Origin of the sequence: Janthinobacterium sp. (genome assembly GCF_031995485.1) — a bacterium.
In the GTDB taxonomy this organism is placed as follows: Bacteria; Pseudomonadota; Gammaproteobacteria; order Burkholderiales; family Burkholderiaceae_D; genus Janthinobacterium.
In genome coordinates this window covers 21,826-36,872 of sequence record NZ_DAMAGB010000027.1, presented here as the reverse complement: position 1 = coordinate 36,872, position 15,047 = coordinate 21,826, and the positions used below count along the sequence as shown (strand labels likewise).

Here is a 15,047-nt window from a genome sequence, read left to right as displayed (position 1 = left end):
CAACACCGGCGCCATCGGTCTTACCTGACCACCGTGCGTTCCGCCAGCGACTCCACCAGCTCCACCGACGGCGGCGATCCGCCGGCCGCCAGGCAGGCGCCCGCACCGGCCGCCACGGCAAAGCGCAAATGCTCGCCGCCATCGACCTCGGGCCGGTACATCAGGCTGTACAGCAAGCCGCCGATGCTGGCGTCGCCGGCGCCCACCGAATCGACCACGTCGATCTGCGGCGGCGCCGCCTGCCACACCTGCTCGCCCCGGTACAGGGCCGCGCCGGCCGCGCCGCGCGTGTACAGGAAACTGGCCTGCGGATTCCAGCTGCGCAGCAGCGCAAACGAGGCGTCGATATCGTCGTGGCGGAACAGGCCCGCCAGGTCTTCGTCGGATACCTTGACCACGTCGGCCAGCGCCGTCATGCGCGCCAGCGTGGCGTCGTAGCGCTCGTCCATCATCACGCGGAAGTTCGGATCGTAGCTGATCCTCACGCCGGCCGCCTTCAGTTCTTCCGCCAGCGCCACCAGCTTGCCGGCCAGCGGTTCGCGCGCCAGGCTGATGCCGCCAAAGTGCACCCACTGCGCGCCCTGCATCCAGCCTTGCGGCAACTGCGCCGCGTCGAAATGCAGGTCGGCGCTGTCGTCGCCGATAAAATAATAGGTGGGCGGATGCAGCTCGTGGACGATGGCCAGCAGCGGCGACCTGGCATAGCGCTGCAGGAAGCGCCGGTCCAGGCCCGCCGCATCGTTGGCGCCGGCCAGCGCGTCGCCGAACACGTCGAGGCTGACCGCGCCGGCGAACGCGCTCGGCACGCCCAGCCTGGCCATCACGCGCGCCACGTTCCAGGTCGAGCCGCCGACCTGGCTGCTCCACTGGTCGCTGCCGGTGCGCAGCATGTCGGTCAGTGCCTCGCCGGCCGAGACGAAGGCCGGAAAATCATGCGTGGCGGCGTTCATGCGGCACCGCCGATCACGTTCAGCACTTCATAGCAGGCGCCCATGGTGTGGTAATCGACCTTGCCGGCCGGGCTTTTCTCGTTGCTGATCTTTTGATTGTCCGGTGTGAGGATGCGGTACCAGGCGCCGTGGTCATGGTCGACGAAATGCTGCCAGCTGTAGTCCCAGATCTTGTCGTAGGTCTGCCAATAGCCTTCTTCGCCGGTGCGCTGGGCCAGCACGGCGGCCGCCGCAAAGCTTTCCGCCTGCACCCAGAAGTATTTGTCGCCGTCGCAGATCCCGTCCTGCGGGCCGAAGCCGTAATGGATGCCGCCGTGCGTGCCGTCCCAGGCCTTGGCCAGCGCCGTGTCGAACAGTGTGCGCGCGCGCGGCAGCAGCCAGTCGGACGGTCCGGCCATGAATTTGGCATGGCGCTCCATGATGATCAGCAGCTTGGCCCACTCCGTGAAGTGGCCGGGCTGGTAGCCCCACGGACGGAAGATATTGCTCTTGTCATGCAGGTTGTATTCCCAGTCGATGGACCAGTCGGGCTTGTAGTGCTCCCAGATCATGCCATTGGCCAGGCCCGCCTGGCGCACCGTGATATTGTGCGCCAGCGTCTCGGCACGGTGCAGGTAGCGCGCCTCGCCGGTCGCTTCGAACGCGGCCAGCATCGCTTCGCAGGCGTGCATGTTGGCGTTCTGGCCCCGGTAGCCATCGAGCGTGGACCAGTCGGCGCTGGCCACGTCCGCATACAGGCCATGCTCGGGCAGCCAGAAACGCTGCTCCAGCAATTCGAACGTCTCGTCCAGATAGGCGCGCGCTTCCGTCATGCCGGCGTGCAGCGCATGCGCATACGCGAGCAGCACGAAGGCCAGGCCGTAGCAGTGGTTGGCGCCGTCTTCCACCGTCTTGCGGCCGTCTTCCCAGCGCAGCTGCCAGGCATAGCCGCCCGTGTCCGGGTCGCGGTGCACCTCGCGCAGGAATGCCACGCCGTGGCGCAGCGCCGCCTGGTAGTCGTCGTCGCCGAACTGGCGGTAGGCCATCGCGTAATTGAAGATGAAGCGCGTGCTGCTGACCAGATGGCGCGTGTGGGCGTCATAGATGGTGCCGTCGTCCAGGAAAAAATGATAGAAGCCGCCGCTCGCATCGAGCGCACGCGGGTGGTAGAAACGCATGGTGTGCAGGATATGCTGCTCCAGCATGTTCCTGGAACGGAAATCGGGATGGGTTGCGGAATTCATCGGTCTCTCATCATATTGTTATCGATAACAAATATCATAGCATGTCAGCTGCGCCCGCCGCCTGTGGCCCTGGCTTGCCGCAGCTTTTCGCGCCACAGCGCCGCCTGCGCGGCGTCGGCGGCCTGTCCCAGCTCGCCCTGCTCATACACTTTGACCAGCCGTTCCATTGCCTCCTCGTCGCCCTGCTGCGCCGCCATCAGGTACAGCGCGAACGGCGGCGGAGGCGGCCCCTGGCGGGTCGGCCCGCCCCGGCCCTGCTCCAGCAGCCGCGCAAAGCCGGTCTGGCCGGGCGGGCTCCTGGCGATCGCCGCCATCTCGTACCAGCCCAGCGCCGCCTCGTCGCTCTGCGGCACGCCCTGCCCCACTTCATACGAATAGGCGACATTGTTCAGGCCAGGCGGATCGAGCGCCTTGGCCGCCTGCATGTACCAGCCGAATGCCTCCTTGCGCTGGGCCTCGTCGGTGGCGGTCATCATCAGGCGGTAGCCGATTTCATTATAGGCGGGAATATAGCCGTTTTCCGCGTAGTGCTTCAGCCAGCGCAGCGCATGGGCGCGCGCTTCTTCGCTGCTGTGGATGGTCTCGAACTGCAGCGCCAGCGTGATATGCGCCAGTTCGATGTCCTGCGCCGCGCCCTTGCGCAGCCAGTATTCGCCCAGCTTGCGGTCGACCGCCATGCCCTGGCCATGCACATAGGCCGCGCCAAGAAAGGCCTGGGCCGGGCCGTTGCCGCCCTCGGCTGCTTTTTTCAGCCAGGCCAGGCCCGCGTCCGTGTCGCGCTGCGCGCCCTCTCCCTGCTGCAGCATCTGCGCCAGCTCCAGCATGGCCTGCGCATCGCCCGCTTCGGCGGCGCCGCGCGTCTTGACAAAGGCGGCCACCTTGTCGGGCGCCAGGTCGGCCGGCGCATTGATCACGTCCTGCACGCGCTGGCGCAGTGCGTCGAGCCTGCTGGTGTCGAATTCCTGCAGCGCCGGATGCTGGCGCGGCACAGGTACAGTTTCTGCATGGGTGGAGGCCGGCAGCAGACACGCCAGCGCAAGGAGATATTTGAACATGGCGAGATGGTAATGGATAACGCCTGCAAGACACCGCGCGGCACGCAATAATGGTAGGCTGGAAGCCACTCGCCCATTCTCCGAAAGGACCGCCATGCACCGTTCATCCATCACCGCACTGACCCTGCTGCTCGCCATCGCCGCCAGCGGCAGCGCGCATGCCGAGACAAAACTGGCCGGCTGCGCGGCCAAGCGCGAAAGCATCCGCGCCGAACTCCATGATGCGCAGAAAATGGGTCTCACCGACAAGGTGGCAGGCCTCACGCGCGCGCTCGACGAGAGCAACGCCAACTGCCGCGACGACGCGCTGGTCAGGCGCCACAACGAAAAAATCGTCAAGGCGCAGGCCAAGGTCAACCAGACCGACCGCTCGCTGCGGCTGGCGCAGGAAGCGAACAAGGAGCCGAAGAAGATCGCCAAGCTCGAAGGCAAGCTGGAAAAAGCCAAAGCCGAACTGGCCGAGCTGCAGGCAAAACAGCCTTGAGGCAGGTTTATCCGGCCGCCTCCAGCGCCAGGCACGTGGTACAGACATGGGCCAGCCGCAATGCCTGGCCGGCCTGCGGCGCACGCAGATAGTCCATCAGCAAACGGGCTGGCAGGTCCAGTCCCAGCGCGCGCAAGGTGGCGCCATGGCGCGCCAGCTCGTTGGCCACGTCCATCTCCAGGCGCGGCCGGCCGCTGCGCGCCTGCAGCGCCAGCAGGTCGAGCACCTGCGCCAGCACCAGCGCGACGCTGGAGGTCTGCTGCGCCACCGGCGGCGCCATGCTGGTGCCGGCCAGGCTCTTAAAAAAACGCGCCAGCGCCGACGGCAGCTTGCCGGCATCGACCGCGAAGTCGAGCGATACCACGCGCAGCTTGCCGTTCTTGGCGATCAGCAGCGACACTGGCTGCCAGCCATCGGATTCTTCGCGCGCGCGGCTGGCCAGCACGGCGCGGATGTCGGCGCCATCGCTCACCGCCGCCTGCAGCCGCGCGATGCGCGCGCGCAGCCTGGGCAAGGCGGGAATCTGCAGAGTCAACACTTCACCACTGGCGTCGAAGACCTGCCAGTCCAGCTGCTGGCGCACTTCATCGAGCTGCGGCGACGCCACCGCCTTTGGCCGCAGCAGCACGCAGTCGACCGGGTCCGCCGCCAGTCCGACGTTGTCGCTGATAAAAGCGGCCAGCGCGCTCCAGTCGTCAAAACCCAGCGCCTGCCAGCGCGCATCGTCGAGTTCCCATAGCGGCGCCGGCGTCGCGCGCGCGCCGCTGTCCATGCCCAGGCGCCCGTCGGCAGCCAGCGAAGCGCCGTTCAATACCAGCCCCTGCTCGCACAGCCGCTGCGCGCTGCCGGCGCCGGGCCACAGGCTGATCGCATTCCAGCTCGACTCGCGCGTAAATGAGCGGTCGGTGGCGTCGGGCCGCGCCAGCACCGCCTGCACGATGCGGCCGGCCGCATGATCCCAGAACGACAGCGTCAGGCCGTGCGCGCCGCCGCGCGTCTCCCACCAGCAGGCGCCCAGCGGCAGCAGCTCCAGGGGGAGCTCGCCTGCGGCGTCAAAGCTGCGCCGCGCCTGGCCGCGCAGCCGCTGCAGCGGTGCGCCGGTGGCGTGTTCGAGCGCCGCGCACAGCGCGTAAATGGTTGCCATCTGGTCGAAGGCCTGGCGTTCGCTGGCCTGGTAGTCGCGCCGCACCAGCAGATCGAGCGTGCCGCCCAGGCCGCGCAGCATGGCGGCCAGGCGCGGCAGGCCCTCGCCGCGTGCCGACATCGTCAGTGCACGCAGCTGGCCGGCGGCTACCGCGCTGGCGTGCGACAGGCCGTTATCATGCAGCTCGCCCAGCAGGCGCCGCACCTGGGCCAGGAACAGCAGCTCGGCGCTGCTGACGCCTTCGGATTCGTCCGGCGGCGTGCTTGCCACGCCGGCCGGCCACGCAAACTCCCGGCCGTGCGCGCGCCACACGCACGCCAGCGCATACAGGTGCAGCGCCTTGCGCAGCGCCACCGGCACATCGGACACCATGCCCTGATAACCGGCGCCCAGCAGATAGCTGCACGCCAGCTTCAACGACGGCAGTTCCATCTGCAGCCGCGCCTGAACCACCGTGGCCTCGACCTGAGCGCCTTCATTCAGCCACGCCAGCGCCTGGCGCACGGCCGGCTTGCCGGCCTGCTTGCAGATGGCCGCGCTGTCCTGCGCCAGCACCTCATCGAGCACGCCGGCCGCTGGCGCATCGCTTGCGCTGTCATCGGGCAGCTCGCGCAGCCAGACGCTGGCGGCCAGGATATGCTTGCAGATGCCGGGGGCGGGACAATCGCAGCGCGCCTTTTGCGGCCCGCCGCCGTCCAGCGTCACCTGCTGGCCGTCGGCCAGCACGACGCCGCCGGCATCGCCCTGCCAGCTCACCTTGCCCGCCTCGACATCTTTCAGGGCGCGGCGCAGCAGGCCCGCATTGGCCAGCGTGGCCAGGCTGTCGTCGTCAAAACTGCGATACACGGCTTGCCAGCTCATTGCATCACCCCCGCCAGCCACTCGGCAAAATGCTGCGGCGTCAGTGCCGCCACGTGCATGCCCTGATCCGCGAGACGCTGCGCCATGCCATGGTCGTAGACGGGCTGCGCGCGCTCGTCGAGCGCGGCCAGGCCCAGCAGGGTCACGCGCGATTCGGCCATGCGTTTCAATGACGCCAGCAGCGGCGCCGGCGGCGCGCCCTCCTCGAAGTCGCTGATCAGGGCAAAAATCGTGCGCTGCGGCGTGGTCACCAGCTGTTCGCAATACTGCACCGCGCGGCCGATATTGGTGCCGCCGCCCAGCTGCACCGTCAGCAGCACTTCGACCGGGTCGCTGGCCAGATGCGTCAGGTCGACCACGCTGGTATCGAACACCACCAGCCGCACATTGACCGCGGGCAGGCTCGACAGAATGCCGGCCACCACCGCCGCATAGATCACCGAATCCATCATCGAGCCGCTCTGGTCGACGCACAGGATCACGTCCCACGGCAGGCTGCGCTTGACGCGTGCATTGAAGATGGGCCGCGCGATCACCATGCGCTGGCTTGCCACGTCGAAGTGTTTCAGGTTGGCGGCGATGGTGGCGCGCCAGTCGAAGTTCTGCGCGCTTTTCATCTGCGTGCGGCGAAAGCGGTTGCGCCGCCCCGTTACCGCGTTGACGAAATCCTTGCGCAGGCGCTCGGTGATTTCCTCGACCACGCGGCGGATAACCGCCCGCACCGCATCGTGCATGTCGGCGCTCAGGCGCCCGCGCATGCCGATCAGCGCGCGCGCCAGCGCCTGGTTCGGCTCCAGGCTGGCCAGGACAGCCGGGTCGCGCAGCAGGCCGCTCAGTTCATAGCGTTCGATCGCATGGCCCTGCACGCGCTCATACACATCCTGCGGAAAGAGCTTGCGCGCCTGGTTCAGCCAGTCGATGGCGCGCAGCTGGCTGGGGTCAAGCGAGCCGCCACCGCCGGCACGCCCGCCGAGCAGCATGCCCTTGCGTTCATATTCGCGGCCATACAGGTAGTCGAGACTGGCGTCCAGCCGGCCGTCCTGTTGCGACCAGCCCTCGCCCTGCAAGGGCTGCGCATAGCGACCGAGGATCAGGCGCCAGCGGCGCAGCAGTTCAGCGTTATTCGGGTTGTCGGTGCTGTCAGCCATGCGGCGTCTCCGGTGTCGTGTCGAACCAGCCGGCCAGGCCGTCGCGCGCCAGGCAGGCCAGTAGCGCCGCGTTCAGCCGTCCGCCGGCCAGCATCTCGCTTTCGCTGACGTCGTAATGGAGCTCGGCCTGCAGCGCCTCGGGCGCGGCGCCGTTCAGCACCGCCAGCGCCTCGGCCAGTTCTCCCGTTTCCTGCGGCTTCAAGCCCGTGAATGCCAGCCGCAGGTCGGGCAGATAATGGATAAAGCTGTCCTCGTCCCAGCCGCCGACCAGCGTATTGAAACTGCGCCGCAGCCCCGCTTGCGTCAACAGCAGCTCGGGCGCCGCCGCCATCAGGCCGGACAGGAAGCGCACGGCGTCCTGCGGCGTAGCGCCGGCACCGAAGCGCTGCTCCAGCAGCTGCGACAACTGCCGCTCGTCCCAGGCGCCATCGAGAAACAGCAGGGCGGCCGCCGCGCCGCAGATACCGGGCGCGCCGTCGCGGCGCTGCGTCAGGCCAGCCAGGTGGCGATGCAGGTCGTCCAACTCGAAGGCGAGGCCGGCGTCGTCCGCGGCCAGGGCGCTGCGCGCGGCGCGGCCGAATTCGCGCAGGGCCAGCAACTGCCCCACCTGCGCGCTTTCGGCCTCGGGCGCCGTATCGGCCAGGCCCGGCAGCAAAAACAGCGCGGCCGGCCACACGCGCCGCATCAGCTGCAGCACGCCCGGATGCTCGCGCACGCCCAGCGGCTCGCGCGCGCGCCACAGCGTCACCAGCGCATGGCCGCAGGCTACCACCGAGGCGAAATCGGGGTCCTCGTCGAGATGGTGCGACAGCAGTTCCAGCAAGTCCGGCAGCCGTTCATGCAGGCCGATCACGCAGGCGCGCACCAGCAGGGCGGCGGCGCTGCCGGCCGAGCGGGCCTTGCCCGCCGCGCCCAGCGCCTGCTCCTCGCGCAGCAGGCGCGCCAGCGCCACTTCCGCCAGCGTCGCGCCGTCAGACGCCAGTTCGATCAGGCGCGCTTCGACCAGCGGCGTCCACGCATACGACCATTCCTCGAACAGCAGTTCCAGCCGGCTGCCGGACAGAAAATCGGGCCCGCCCTGCCAGCGCGCCAGGCCCGTGTCGAGGTACTGCATCAGCTGAAAATAGCGGCTGCGCTGGCGATGCCGGTCCTTGCGGTACAGGTCGAGCCGCGCCAGCCGCTGTGCGCCGTCGTCCAGGCGCAGGCCATGGCGGCGCGCCTCGGCGCGCGCGTCTTCCACCAGCGGCGGGGAGCCGGCCGACGGCGGCACGTCGCCCAGGCGGCTGCCCGTCATCTGGCGCCGTACATCGTCCAGCAAACCCTGCATGCCGTCGTCGATGGCGCCTTTTACAAAGCACGAGCGCATGGCGTCGAGCAGGTCCATGCGGCCCGGCCCCGCATGGCCGCGCAGGGCCGCCAGGCGCGCCGCCTGCAGCACGGCGGCCTGCACTTCGGCGGTGGAGATGCGGTCCTGCAGTCCGCGCGCACGGCTGTGCTGGGCCAGCGCCGTCAACTGGTCGACGGCGACCGCCAGATGGTGCTCGCCGCCGCCTGCCTGCAGCGCCTCCCATGCCGCCTGGTAGTAGGCCGGCGCCGGCATGCCCGCGCCATAGCCATTCAGGGCGTCGAGCCGTTCAAAGCTGTAGCGTATCAGCCAGCTGGGGGTGGCAGTGGCGGCCACCGCTGCGGGCGCGGTTTTGGCGGCAGCGAGCAGCCCGATCAGCGCGCTGGTATGAAAACCGCCCGTCACCACCACGATGGGACCGGCTACCTGGCTGCGCCAGCGCGCGATATGCGCCGCCATATGGCGCTCGCGCGGCAGGCTGCCTTCCGCCTCCAGCACCGCCGGTTCATAATCGAGGCGCGCCATGGCGCAATAGGCAAATACGTCGCCAAACAGCGCGCGCCAGTCGAGCAGCGCGGCGCGCGGGCGCGACTCGAACAGGTGGTCCCACAATTCATCCTGGTCGCGGCAACCGGCGCTCCGTGCCAGCGCGTTCAGATAGCTGCTGTGCGCCAGATAGCGTTCGGCCATCAGGCTGCGCGCCTCGTGATCGTTGTGTTCCTTGCCGGCACGCGCCTGCCACGGCAGGTCGATAAAGGCCAGCTGCGCGCCGGTCTCCTGCCCTGTTTTCAGTGCCACCCATTCCGGGCTGTAGTCGCAGAACGGGAAGAACGCCGACTGCGTGTGCGCCTGTCCGTCGACTGCCGGCGCACGCGTCTGGCACAGCAGCGCCACCGGTGGGCGCGTGCGCTCGTCGAGCAGCAGCGGCAGCATGTCCGTAAAGCCGTCCGGCCCTTCGATCAGCACGGCGGCAGGGCGCAGCTCGCGCAGCATCGCCTGCAAGGCAAACGCGCAGGCCGGGCTGTGGTGGCGCAGCGGCGCGAAATACAGGCCGTCGGCAAACAGCCGTTCACGCGCGGCGGCCAGGGCGGCCGGCAGCACTACAGCCATAGCTGACGCGCCGCCTCGCCGAAGCTTTTCCACAAATCGTCGCGCCGTCCCCGCTCGCGCACCACGGTATCGAAATAATGGCGCACGCGCTTGATGTCGTCCGCATTGTCCTTCAACACCACGCCCTGCAGCTGGTTGGCCAGCTCGCGCGGGCGCAGGGTGCCGTCGCCGAAATGCAGCGCTTCGAGCGAGGCCGCATACACCACGTTGACCGCTTCCGCGCTCGACATCACGGCGTCCGGCGTCTTGATGGCCGCGCCGTCGCGCGTCTGGCCGGCGCGCAGTTCCTGGAAGGTGGTCACCAGCAGTTCGACCACCTCGCGGTTGACGACCACGGTGGCGCCGATGGCGTCCAGTTCGCGCGCCAGCTGCTGCATCACCAGTTCGACTTCAAAACCGTGGTCGCGGATCGGCTTGACGGTCTCGAAATTGAAGCGGCGTTTCAGCGCCGACGACATTTCATGCACGCCCCGGTCGCGCAAGTTGGCGCTGGCGATGATATTGAAGCCGCGCCGCGCATGCACGCGCGCGTCGCCACCGAGTTCGGGAATCATCAGCTGCTTTTCCGACATCAGCGAAATGAGCACATCCTGCATCTCGGGCGCGCAGCGCGTGATCTCCTCGAAGCGCACCAGCTTGCCCGCCTCCATGCCCTGGAACAGGGGCGACGGCACCAGCGCGCGCCGGCTCGGGCCTTCGGCCAGCAGCAGCGCGTAGTTCCACGAATACTTGATATGGTCCTCGGTGGTGCCGGCCGTGCCCTGGATCGCCAGTGCCGAGTCGCCGCTGATGGCCGCCGCCAGCAATTCGGACAGCAGCGACTTGGCCGTGCCCGGCTCGCCCACCAGCATCAGGCCCTGGTGGCCCATCAAGGTGACGATGGCGCGGTCGACCAGCGGATCGTCGCCATAGAACTTGCGGCTCACCTTCAGTGCCGCATCGCCGAGGATAAAGCGGCGCACGGCGCGCGGCGACAGCAGCCAGCCTTCCGGACGCGGATCGGTATCGGCTTGCTTCAGCCGTTCGAGTTCATCGGCATGGCGCTGTTCGGCGCTGCGGCGCACCGCGTGAGGGTGGTTGTCTGTCTCGCTCATATCGTCTTTCGCCTAAAAAGGCACTTTGCTTTCCCAATGTTCGTCGTAGGCGCCGCTGGTGGCCACCGCATGATAATCCGCATAGGCTTCGGCCAGCAACACGCCAGGCACCTGCTCCAGTGGCACCGCAAGCAGGCCGGGCAGACGCTGGAAGGCCAGCGCCTTGAGCGCGGCCGGCTGGCGTTCCTCGGGCAGCAGGCTGCCCCGAAAAAGATATGCGCACGCGCAGTCCGGCGCCGGAAAAATCCTTGCGGTACGCCTCGAACATGCCGCCATCGATGGCGGCCTCGCGTACGTAGCCGCGTTTGGCAAAGGCGCCGCGCAAGGCGAAGTTGTCGCTCAGACAGCCCAGCCGGTCCTCGATATGCGGCCCTGCCCGCAAGGCGGACGGCGGCGCCGCATGGTGCAGTTGCGCAAACAGCGGCGCGAGCTTGTAATCGCGCAGATGCCGCATCCACGCGCTCACTTGCGCCGGCTCCAGCAGTGTCGCATGCGCCAGCTGCTTGCGGCAGGCGGACAGCCGCTGTCTGGCTTCCTTGATGCTGGCCGGCGCATCGTGCGGGCGAGGTTCGGGCAGCGACACGACCGGCCGTCCTTCGGCATTATGCAGGACCGGTTTCATCGCTTCATCGAGAATCACGCATCGGGTTCATCGGGCAGGAGCTCCAGGCGGCGGTACATACGGCCCGGTTGCCCCAGCAGGCGGCCGGCGCGCGGCGCACAAGCATGCAGTTCGGCCAGCACCGCCTCGCCGCTGCCATCGCGCACCCAGGCGCAGGCACGCTGCCACAGGCCCTCGTCGAGCAGGGACAGCCCGCGCAGGCCGTCCGACCAGGCCTGCTGCTGCGCTTTCAACTCGATCACCGGCAGTTGCGCTGCGTCCCTTACCATGGCACCTTGCTCCCCCACTGCGGATCATAACCGCCACATAAGCTGGCCACGGCATGATAATCGGCGTAAGTTTCGGCCAGCAGCACCGGCGGCACGTCCGAAAGCGCCAGCGGCGTGTCGCCCCACGCCTGCGGCAAGCGGTAAAACGCCAGGGTCTGCAGGGCGGCGGGCACCAGCTCTTCCGGCAGGGCGCTGCCGGAAAACTCGATCACCGCACGCAAAGCCACGCTGGGGAAATCCTTGTGATACTCGGTGAAGATGCCGCCATCCTCGGCCGCGCCGCGCAGGTAGCCCCGCTGGCCAAACGCGCTGCGCAAGCCGAAGGTGTCGCCGACCCAGCCCTCGCGGTCGGCGATCTCGCTGCCGGCCATCAGCGACGCCTCGGGCAGCTGGTGCGCCAGCTGTTCGAACAGCGGCTTGACCTTGTAATCCTTGAAGTGGCGCTGCCAGGCGGCGACCTGCTCTGGCGTCATCAGCGACGCATGCGCCAGGCGCAGGCTTGCCCCTTTGCCTGGCGCGACCTCGTCGTCATGCGCGTCGAGCAGGCTGCCGTCGTCGCCCGGGCGCAGCAGGGTTTGCACGCCGTCCTCGTCGCTGATCCACACCAGCGTCTGCACCAGGCGCCCGGCGACCGGGTGCTGCAGCAGGTACTCGCGCCACTCCTGCGCCGGCCACGCGCGCCCGGTACACATGGCCTCGTACAGGCGCGCCGTCTGCATCGCGATGATCTGTTTCAGTTCCTTTTTGCACACCGCCAGCTGCTGCTTCGCTTCCCTGGCCAGTTCGGCCGATTCATCCTGGCGCGGCTCGGGCAAGGCCTTGATTTCCTTGCCTTCGGCGTTGCGCAGCACCGGCTTCATGGCGCCATCGAGCGTCACGACGAATACGCGCTCGCCATACGACAGGTCCAGGCGGCCGGCGTCATCGAAGCCGGCGCTCGGGATGGTGCGGTCGCCAAGCTGATCCCGGGTCCAGCCCTTGCCCTGCGCGATGCGCTCGACCAGCTGGCCCGCCTTTTCCTTGACCGAGGCGGTCCGGTAGCGGCGCGCGATGCCCAGCAGCAGCTGGATCACGGCCGCGTCCATGCCATCGGCCAGCGCATCGAGCATCGCCTCGATCTGCGCGCGGCGCGGATAATGGTCGCGCAGATAGCCTTGCAGCAGGCTGACGGCCACGTGGCCGGGCGCATGCGCAGCGAGCGCCAGGATGCCCTTTTCGCCAATCGCGCTGCCCAGGTATTCGGCCATCCTGGCGCGGCGGATTTCATCGAAGACCTGGTCGAGGGTCAGCTTGCCTTTCTCGGCGTAATATTCGGGATAGCGCCTGGCGTCATCCTGGTAGCTCTGATACTGCTGCGGCGCGAGGGCTGTCGCCTCGGCAGTGGCCACTTCCAGACTGGGGCCGCGCACATCCTGTTCGATAAACAGGCGCAGCATGGTCTCGCCCAGCGCCGCGCGGCTGGCCTCGTCGAGCAGGCCCAGGTAGCGCAGCAGCAGCGCATTGCCGCCCGGCTCCTTGAGCTTGCAGGCCAGCACCACCCACCAGCGCAGGATTTCCGCACCGACCGGCGTGCCGTCATTCCAGCGGCAGGCCGGCAGGCGCTCCCAGGGGAACCAGGCCAGGCCGACCGGCGCCTTGCCCTTCAGGCCCTTGCGCGCCTCACCCAGCAGGACGGCCGGCGACAGGCGCGGCGACAGATCCTCGCCCAGTTTTTCCAGCGCCGTCAGGATCGCGGCGATCACGGTTTCGCGCGTCTCCTTGTGCAGCGCCTGGTACAGCGCGGGCACGCTGGCGCGGTGACCGAGATCGGCCAGCCAGCGCGCCGCGCCGATGCGCAGCTCCTGCTTGCCCGATTCGAGCGACTCGGCCACGCGCTTGCCGATATCGGGCATCTTGCCGAGGATTTGCTGCGCCGTGGCGCGGTGCTGCCTGCCTTCGCCCAGCGCCAGTTCCATCATGCGCGGCAGCCACTGCGCCGGCACGACAGGGAAAGTGGCCAGCAGTTCCAGCGTGGTACCGAGCTCGGGCAGCACGCTGCCGCGCCGTTCGGCGGCACGCAGGCCCAGTCCCTGCTCGATCAGTTCGGGACGCTCGGCAAGCAGGGGCCAGACCAGGCCGGGCGCCAGCATCTGCTGCGGCCTGGCGCCATGCCAGTTCGATGCCATGCACGCCGTGGCGACGCTATCGTTGTCATCGCCAGCGTCGCGCATGGCCTGGTCGAGCAGGCGCAGATCAAAGGCCGCCAGGTCCTGGCGCGCCAGCCATTGCTGGAAAAACGCGTCTTGCCAGAACTGGTGACTGTTCTGGCGCGAGGCCACGATCCAGCGCGCCATCTGCAGCAGGCCAAATTCCGGCAAGGCCGACAACTTGCCCTGGTACTCGATCGGCTCGTGCAGCAGGCTGTTTTTCATCGGCCCGGCGTTTGCCTTGCTGCCTTCGCCATTGAGCACGCGGATCGCGCCTTCCAGCCAGGCCGGATTGAGCCCCTCATAGCGTTTCAGTCGCTCCTGCCGCCATTTGTATCGGTGTTCGCCGCTCCTGTTTTCGTCGATTTCCTGCTGCGCGTCGGCACGGTACCTGGCCAGAAGCGCGGCGTGGTTGGCCAGCAGCAGTTCCAGCGCCTCGTCGCCCAGCATGGCCGCCGGCGGCATGGCCGGCATGGGCGCGTCCGGCAGTTCGCCCTTGCCCGCGTCGCTGGCCGCGCCCAGCCACGACAGCGCATTGCGCAGCGCCGCCTGGACCGGCTTGCTGGTTTCCTTCGCCAGCGCCTCTGCCAGCATGGCGCTCTGCTCCGGCCCCAGCCCTCGTGCCAGCAGCTCGGCCGCCTGCACACGCTCATCGGTCTTGCCGGTCAGCAGGCACTGCCGCAACAGGGCGACGCGGTGTTCCTGGGGAATGGCCGCCATATAGGGCGCCGCCATCGTGCGCACGGCCTTGCCGCTGTCGACCGCCAGCCGCACGAGGACGGCGGAAAAGGCATCGGCCAGCGCCGGTGCGCCACCGAGGCGGCGCGCCAGCAGCAGCTTGCCGCTGGACGACAGCAAGGCTGGCAACCGCTCCACCAGCGATGCACGCGCAAGCATGTACTCGTCCAGGGCACCGGGCGCGAGCAGGAAAGCCAGGGCGCTGTCGCGTTCATATTCCCTGATCGCGCTGCGCTCGAAGACCATCTGCAAGGCGGCCATCTCCGCTTCGCCTTCGGCCAGCAGCAGGCGCGCCAGCAAGGCCGCGCCCCAGCCGCGCCGGTTCACCACCGTGGCCCGCGCGCGCGTCTCGCTGAAGCTGGCGTGCAGCGCGTCGTTGACCAGGTAGTGCAGCCAGTCGGGCACGGCAGCGCCGCAGCGTTCGAGCGACTGGCCCTGGTCGGCCGCCTGCATCAGCTTGCCCAGCCTGACCAGCACTTCCGCCTCCATCGCCGATACATCGGCCTGCGCGTAAAACTGGTGCCGGTGGCGCAGGCTTTCGGCCGCCCGCGCGCCCTCCAGCCGGCCCAGGTCCTGCGGGTGAAAATAGCCATCGATACGGCCAGGCTTGCCCAGCAGCGAACCGGCCAGGGGCGCGGCCGCCTGCAATTCCAGCAGTACCGCCGGGTCGCCGCCGGCGCAGACAAAATCGCAGGCGCGCTGCCACAGCCCGGAAGAAATCAGGTTCAAGGCGGCCAGGCCCTTTTTCAGTTGCGCGTACTGGTCCGCGTTCGCCGCTTCGGGCAGTGCTTCCAACAGTTCATCAGGCATGTCCCGGT

At 68.4% G+C, this 15,047-nt stretch carries 11 protein-coding genes; 1 reads left to right on the top strand and 10 read right to left on the bottom strand.

The genetic code is table 11. The annotated features are described in order from the left end of the window. Positions 1 to 20: 20 nt before the first annotated feature. The 3 genes from RTQ46_RS15650 to RTQ46_RS15640 are packed head-to-tail and all read right to left on the bottom strand — an operon-like array spanning position 21 to position 3,228. Positions 21 to 950: a carbohydrate kinase gene (locus RTQ46_RS15650; protein WP_312437940.1), complete on the bottom strand. Its 930-nt coding sequence runs from the start codon at positions 948 to 950 to the stop codon at positions 21 to 23. Beyond that, complete coding sequence (locus RTQ46_RS15645) at positions 947 to 2,173, bottom strand: AGE family epimerase/isomerase (RefSeq protein ID WP_312437939.1); 1,227 nt, start codon at positions 2,171 to 2,173, stop codon at positions 947 to 949. The genes RTQ46_RS15650 and RTQ46_RS15645 overlap by 4 nt, the downstream gene beginning before the upstream one ends. A gap of 44 nt (positions 2,174 to 2,217) precedes the next feature. Further along, positions 2,218 to 3,228, bottom strand: coding sequence for a tetratricopeptide repeat protein (locus RTQ46_RS15640; protein WP_312437938.1), 1,011 nt, complete (start codon positions 3,226 to 3,228; stop codon positions 2,218 to 2,220). Between the two features lie 94 nt (positions 3,229 to 3,322). Between RTQ46_RS15640 and RTQ46_RS15635 the strand changes: the two genes are divergently transcribed. Next, entirely contained in the window at positions 3,323 to 3,712 is a 390-nt protein-coding gene (locus RTQ46_RS15635; RefSeq protein WP_312437937.1) for a DUF1090 family protein, read from the top strand. Between the two features lie 7 nt (positions 3,713 to 3,719). On the opposite strand, the gene RTQ46_RS15630 is transcribed toward RTQ46_RS15635, so the two are convergent. The 7 genes from RTQ46_RS15630 to RTQ46_RS15600 are packed head-to-tail and all read right to left on the bottom strand — an operon-like array spanning position 3,720 to position 15,039. Beyond that, positions 3,720 to 5,717 carry an SWIM zinc finger family protein gene (locus tag RTQ46_RS15630; RefSeq protein WP_312437936.1) on the bottom strand — a complete coding sequence of 666 codons (1,998 nt, stop codon included), beginning with the start codon at positions 5,715 to 5,717 and terminating at the stop codon, positions 3,720 to 3,722. Continuing rightward, positions 5,714 to 6,865 (bottom strand): VWA domain-containing protein, encoded by a 1,152-nt coding sequence (locus tag RTQ46_RS15625; protein ID WP_312437935.1) that lies wholly within the window; start codon positions 6,863 to 6,865, stop codon positions 5,714 to 5,716. The genes RTQ46_RS15630 and RTQ46_RS15625 overlap by 4 nt, the downstream gene beginning before the upstream one ends. After that, a complete protein-coding gene (locus tag RTQ46_RS15620) occupies positions 6,858 to 9,320 on the bottom strand; it encodes a DUF5682 family protein (protein WP_312437934.1) in 2,463 nt (820 codons plus the stop codon). The genes RTQ46_RS15625 and RTQ46_RS15620 overlap by 8 nt, the downstream gene beginning before the upstream one ends. After that, entirely contained in the window at positions 9,311 to 10,414 is a 1,104-nt protein-coding gene (locus tag RTQ46_RS15615) for an AAA family ATPase (RefSeq protein WP_312437932.1), read from the bottom strand. Before RTQ46_RS15615 ends, RTQ46_RS15620 begins: the two co-directional genes overlap by 10 nt. Further along, complete coding sequence (locus tag RTQ46_RS15610) at positions 10,350 to 11,054, bottom strand: hypothetical protein (protein ID WP_312437931.1); 705 nt, start codon at positions 11,052 to 11,054, stop codon at positions 10,350 to 10,352. The genes RTQ46_RS15615 and RTQ46_RS15610 overlap by 65 nt, the downstream gene beginning before the upstream one ends. After that, positions 11,051 to 11,305, bottom strand: coding sequence for a hypothetical protein (locus tag RTQ46_RS15605; RefSeq protein WP_312437930.1), 255 nt, complete (start codon positions 11,303 to 11,305; stop codon positions 11,051 to 11,053). The genes RTQ46_RS15610 and RTQ46_RS15605 overlap by 4 nt, the downstream gene beginning before the upstream one ends. Then, on the bottom strand, positions 11,299 to 15,039 hold the full coding sequence (locus RTQ46_RS15600) for a DUF4132 domain-containing protein (RefSeq protein WP_312437928.1): 3,741 nt from the start codon (positions 15,037 to 15,039) through the stop codon (positions 11,299 to 11,301). The genes RTQ46_RS15605 and RTQ46_RS15600 overlap by 7 nt, the downstream gene beginning before the upstream one ends. Between the last annotated feature and the right edge of the window lie 8 nt (positions 15,040 to 15,047).

Coding starts and splice junctions, on each gene's coding strand:
- RTQ46_RS15650 (WP_312437940.1), bottom strand. CDS start 950: ATGAACGCCGCCACGCATGATTTTCCGGCCTTCGTCTCGGCCGGCGAG.
- RTQ46_RS15645 (WP_312437939.1), bottom strand. CDS start 2,173: ATGAATTCCGCAACCCATCCCGATTTCCGTTCCAGGAACATGCTGGAG.
- RTQ46_RS15640 (WP_312437938.1), bottom strand. CDS start 3,228: ATGTTCAAATATCTCCTTGCGCTGGCGTGTCTGCTGCCGGCCTCCACC.
- RTQ46_RS15635 (WP_312437937.1), top strand. CDS start 3,323: ATGCACCGTTCATCCATCACCGCACTGACCCTGCTGCTCGCCATCGCC.
- RTQ46_RS15630 (WP_312437936.1), bottom strand. CDS start 5,717: ATGAGCTGGCAAGCCGTGTATCGCAGTTTTGACGACGACAGCCTGGCC.
- RTQ46_RS15625 (WP_312437935.1), bottom strand. CDS start 6,865: ATGGCTGACAGCACCGACAACCCGAATAACGCTGAACTGCTGCGCCGC.
- RTQ46_RS15620 (WP_312437934.1), bottom strand. CDS start 9,320: ATGGCTGTAGTGCTGCCGGCCGCCCTGGCCGCCGCGCGTGAACGGCTG.
- RTQ46_RS15615 (WP_312437932.1), bottom strand. CDS start 10,414: ATGAGCGAGACAGACAACCACCCTCACGCGGTGCGCCGCAGCGCCGAA.
- RTQ46_RS15605 (WP_312437930.1), bottom strand. CDS start 11,305: ATGGTAAGGGACGCAGCGCAACTGCCGGTGATCGAGTTGAAAGCGCAG.
- RTQ46_RS15600 (WP_312437928.1), bottom strand. CDS start 15,039: ATGCCTGATGAACTGTTGGAAGCACTGCCCGAAGCGGCGAACGCGGAC.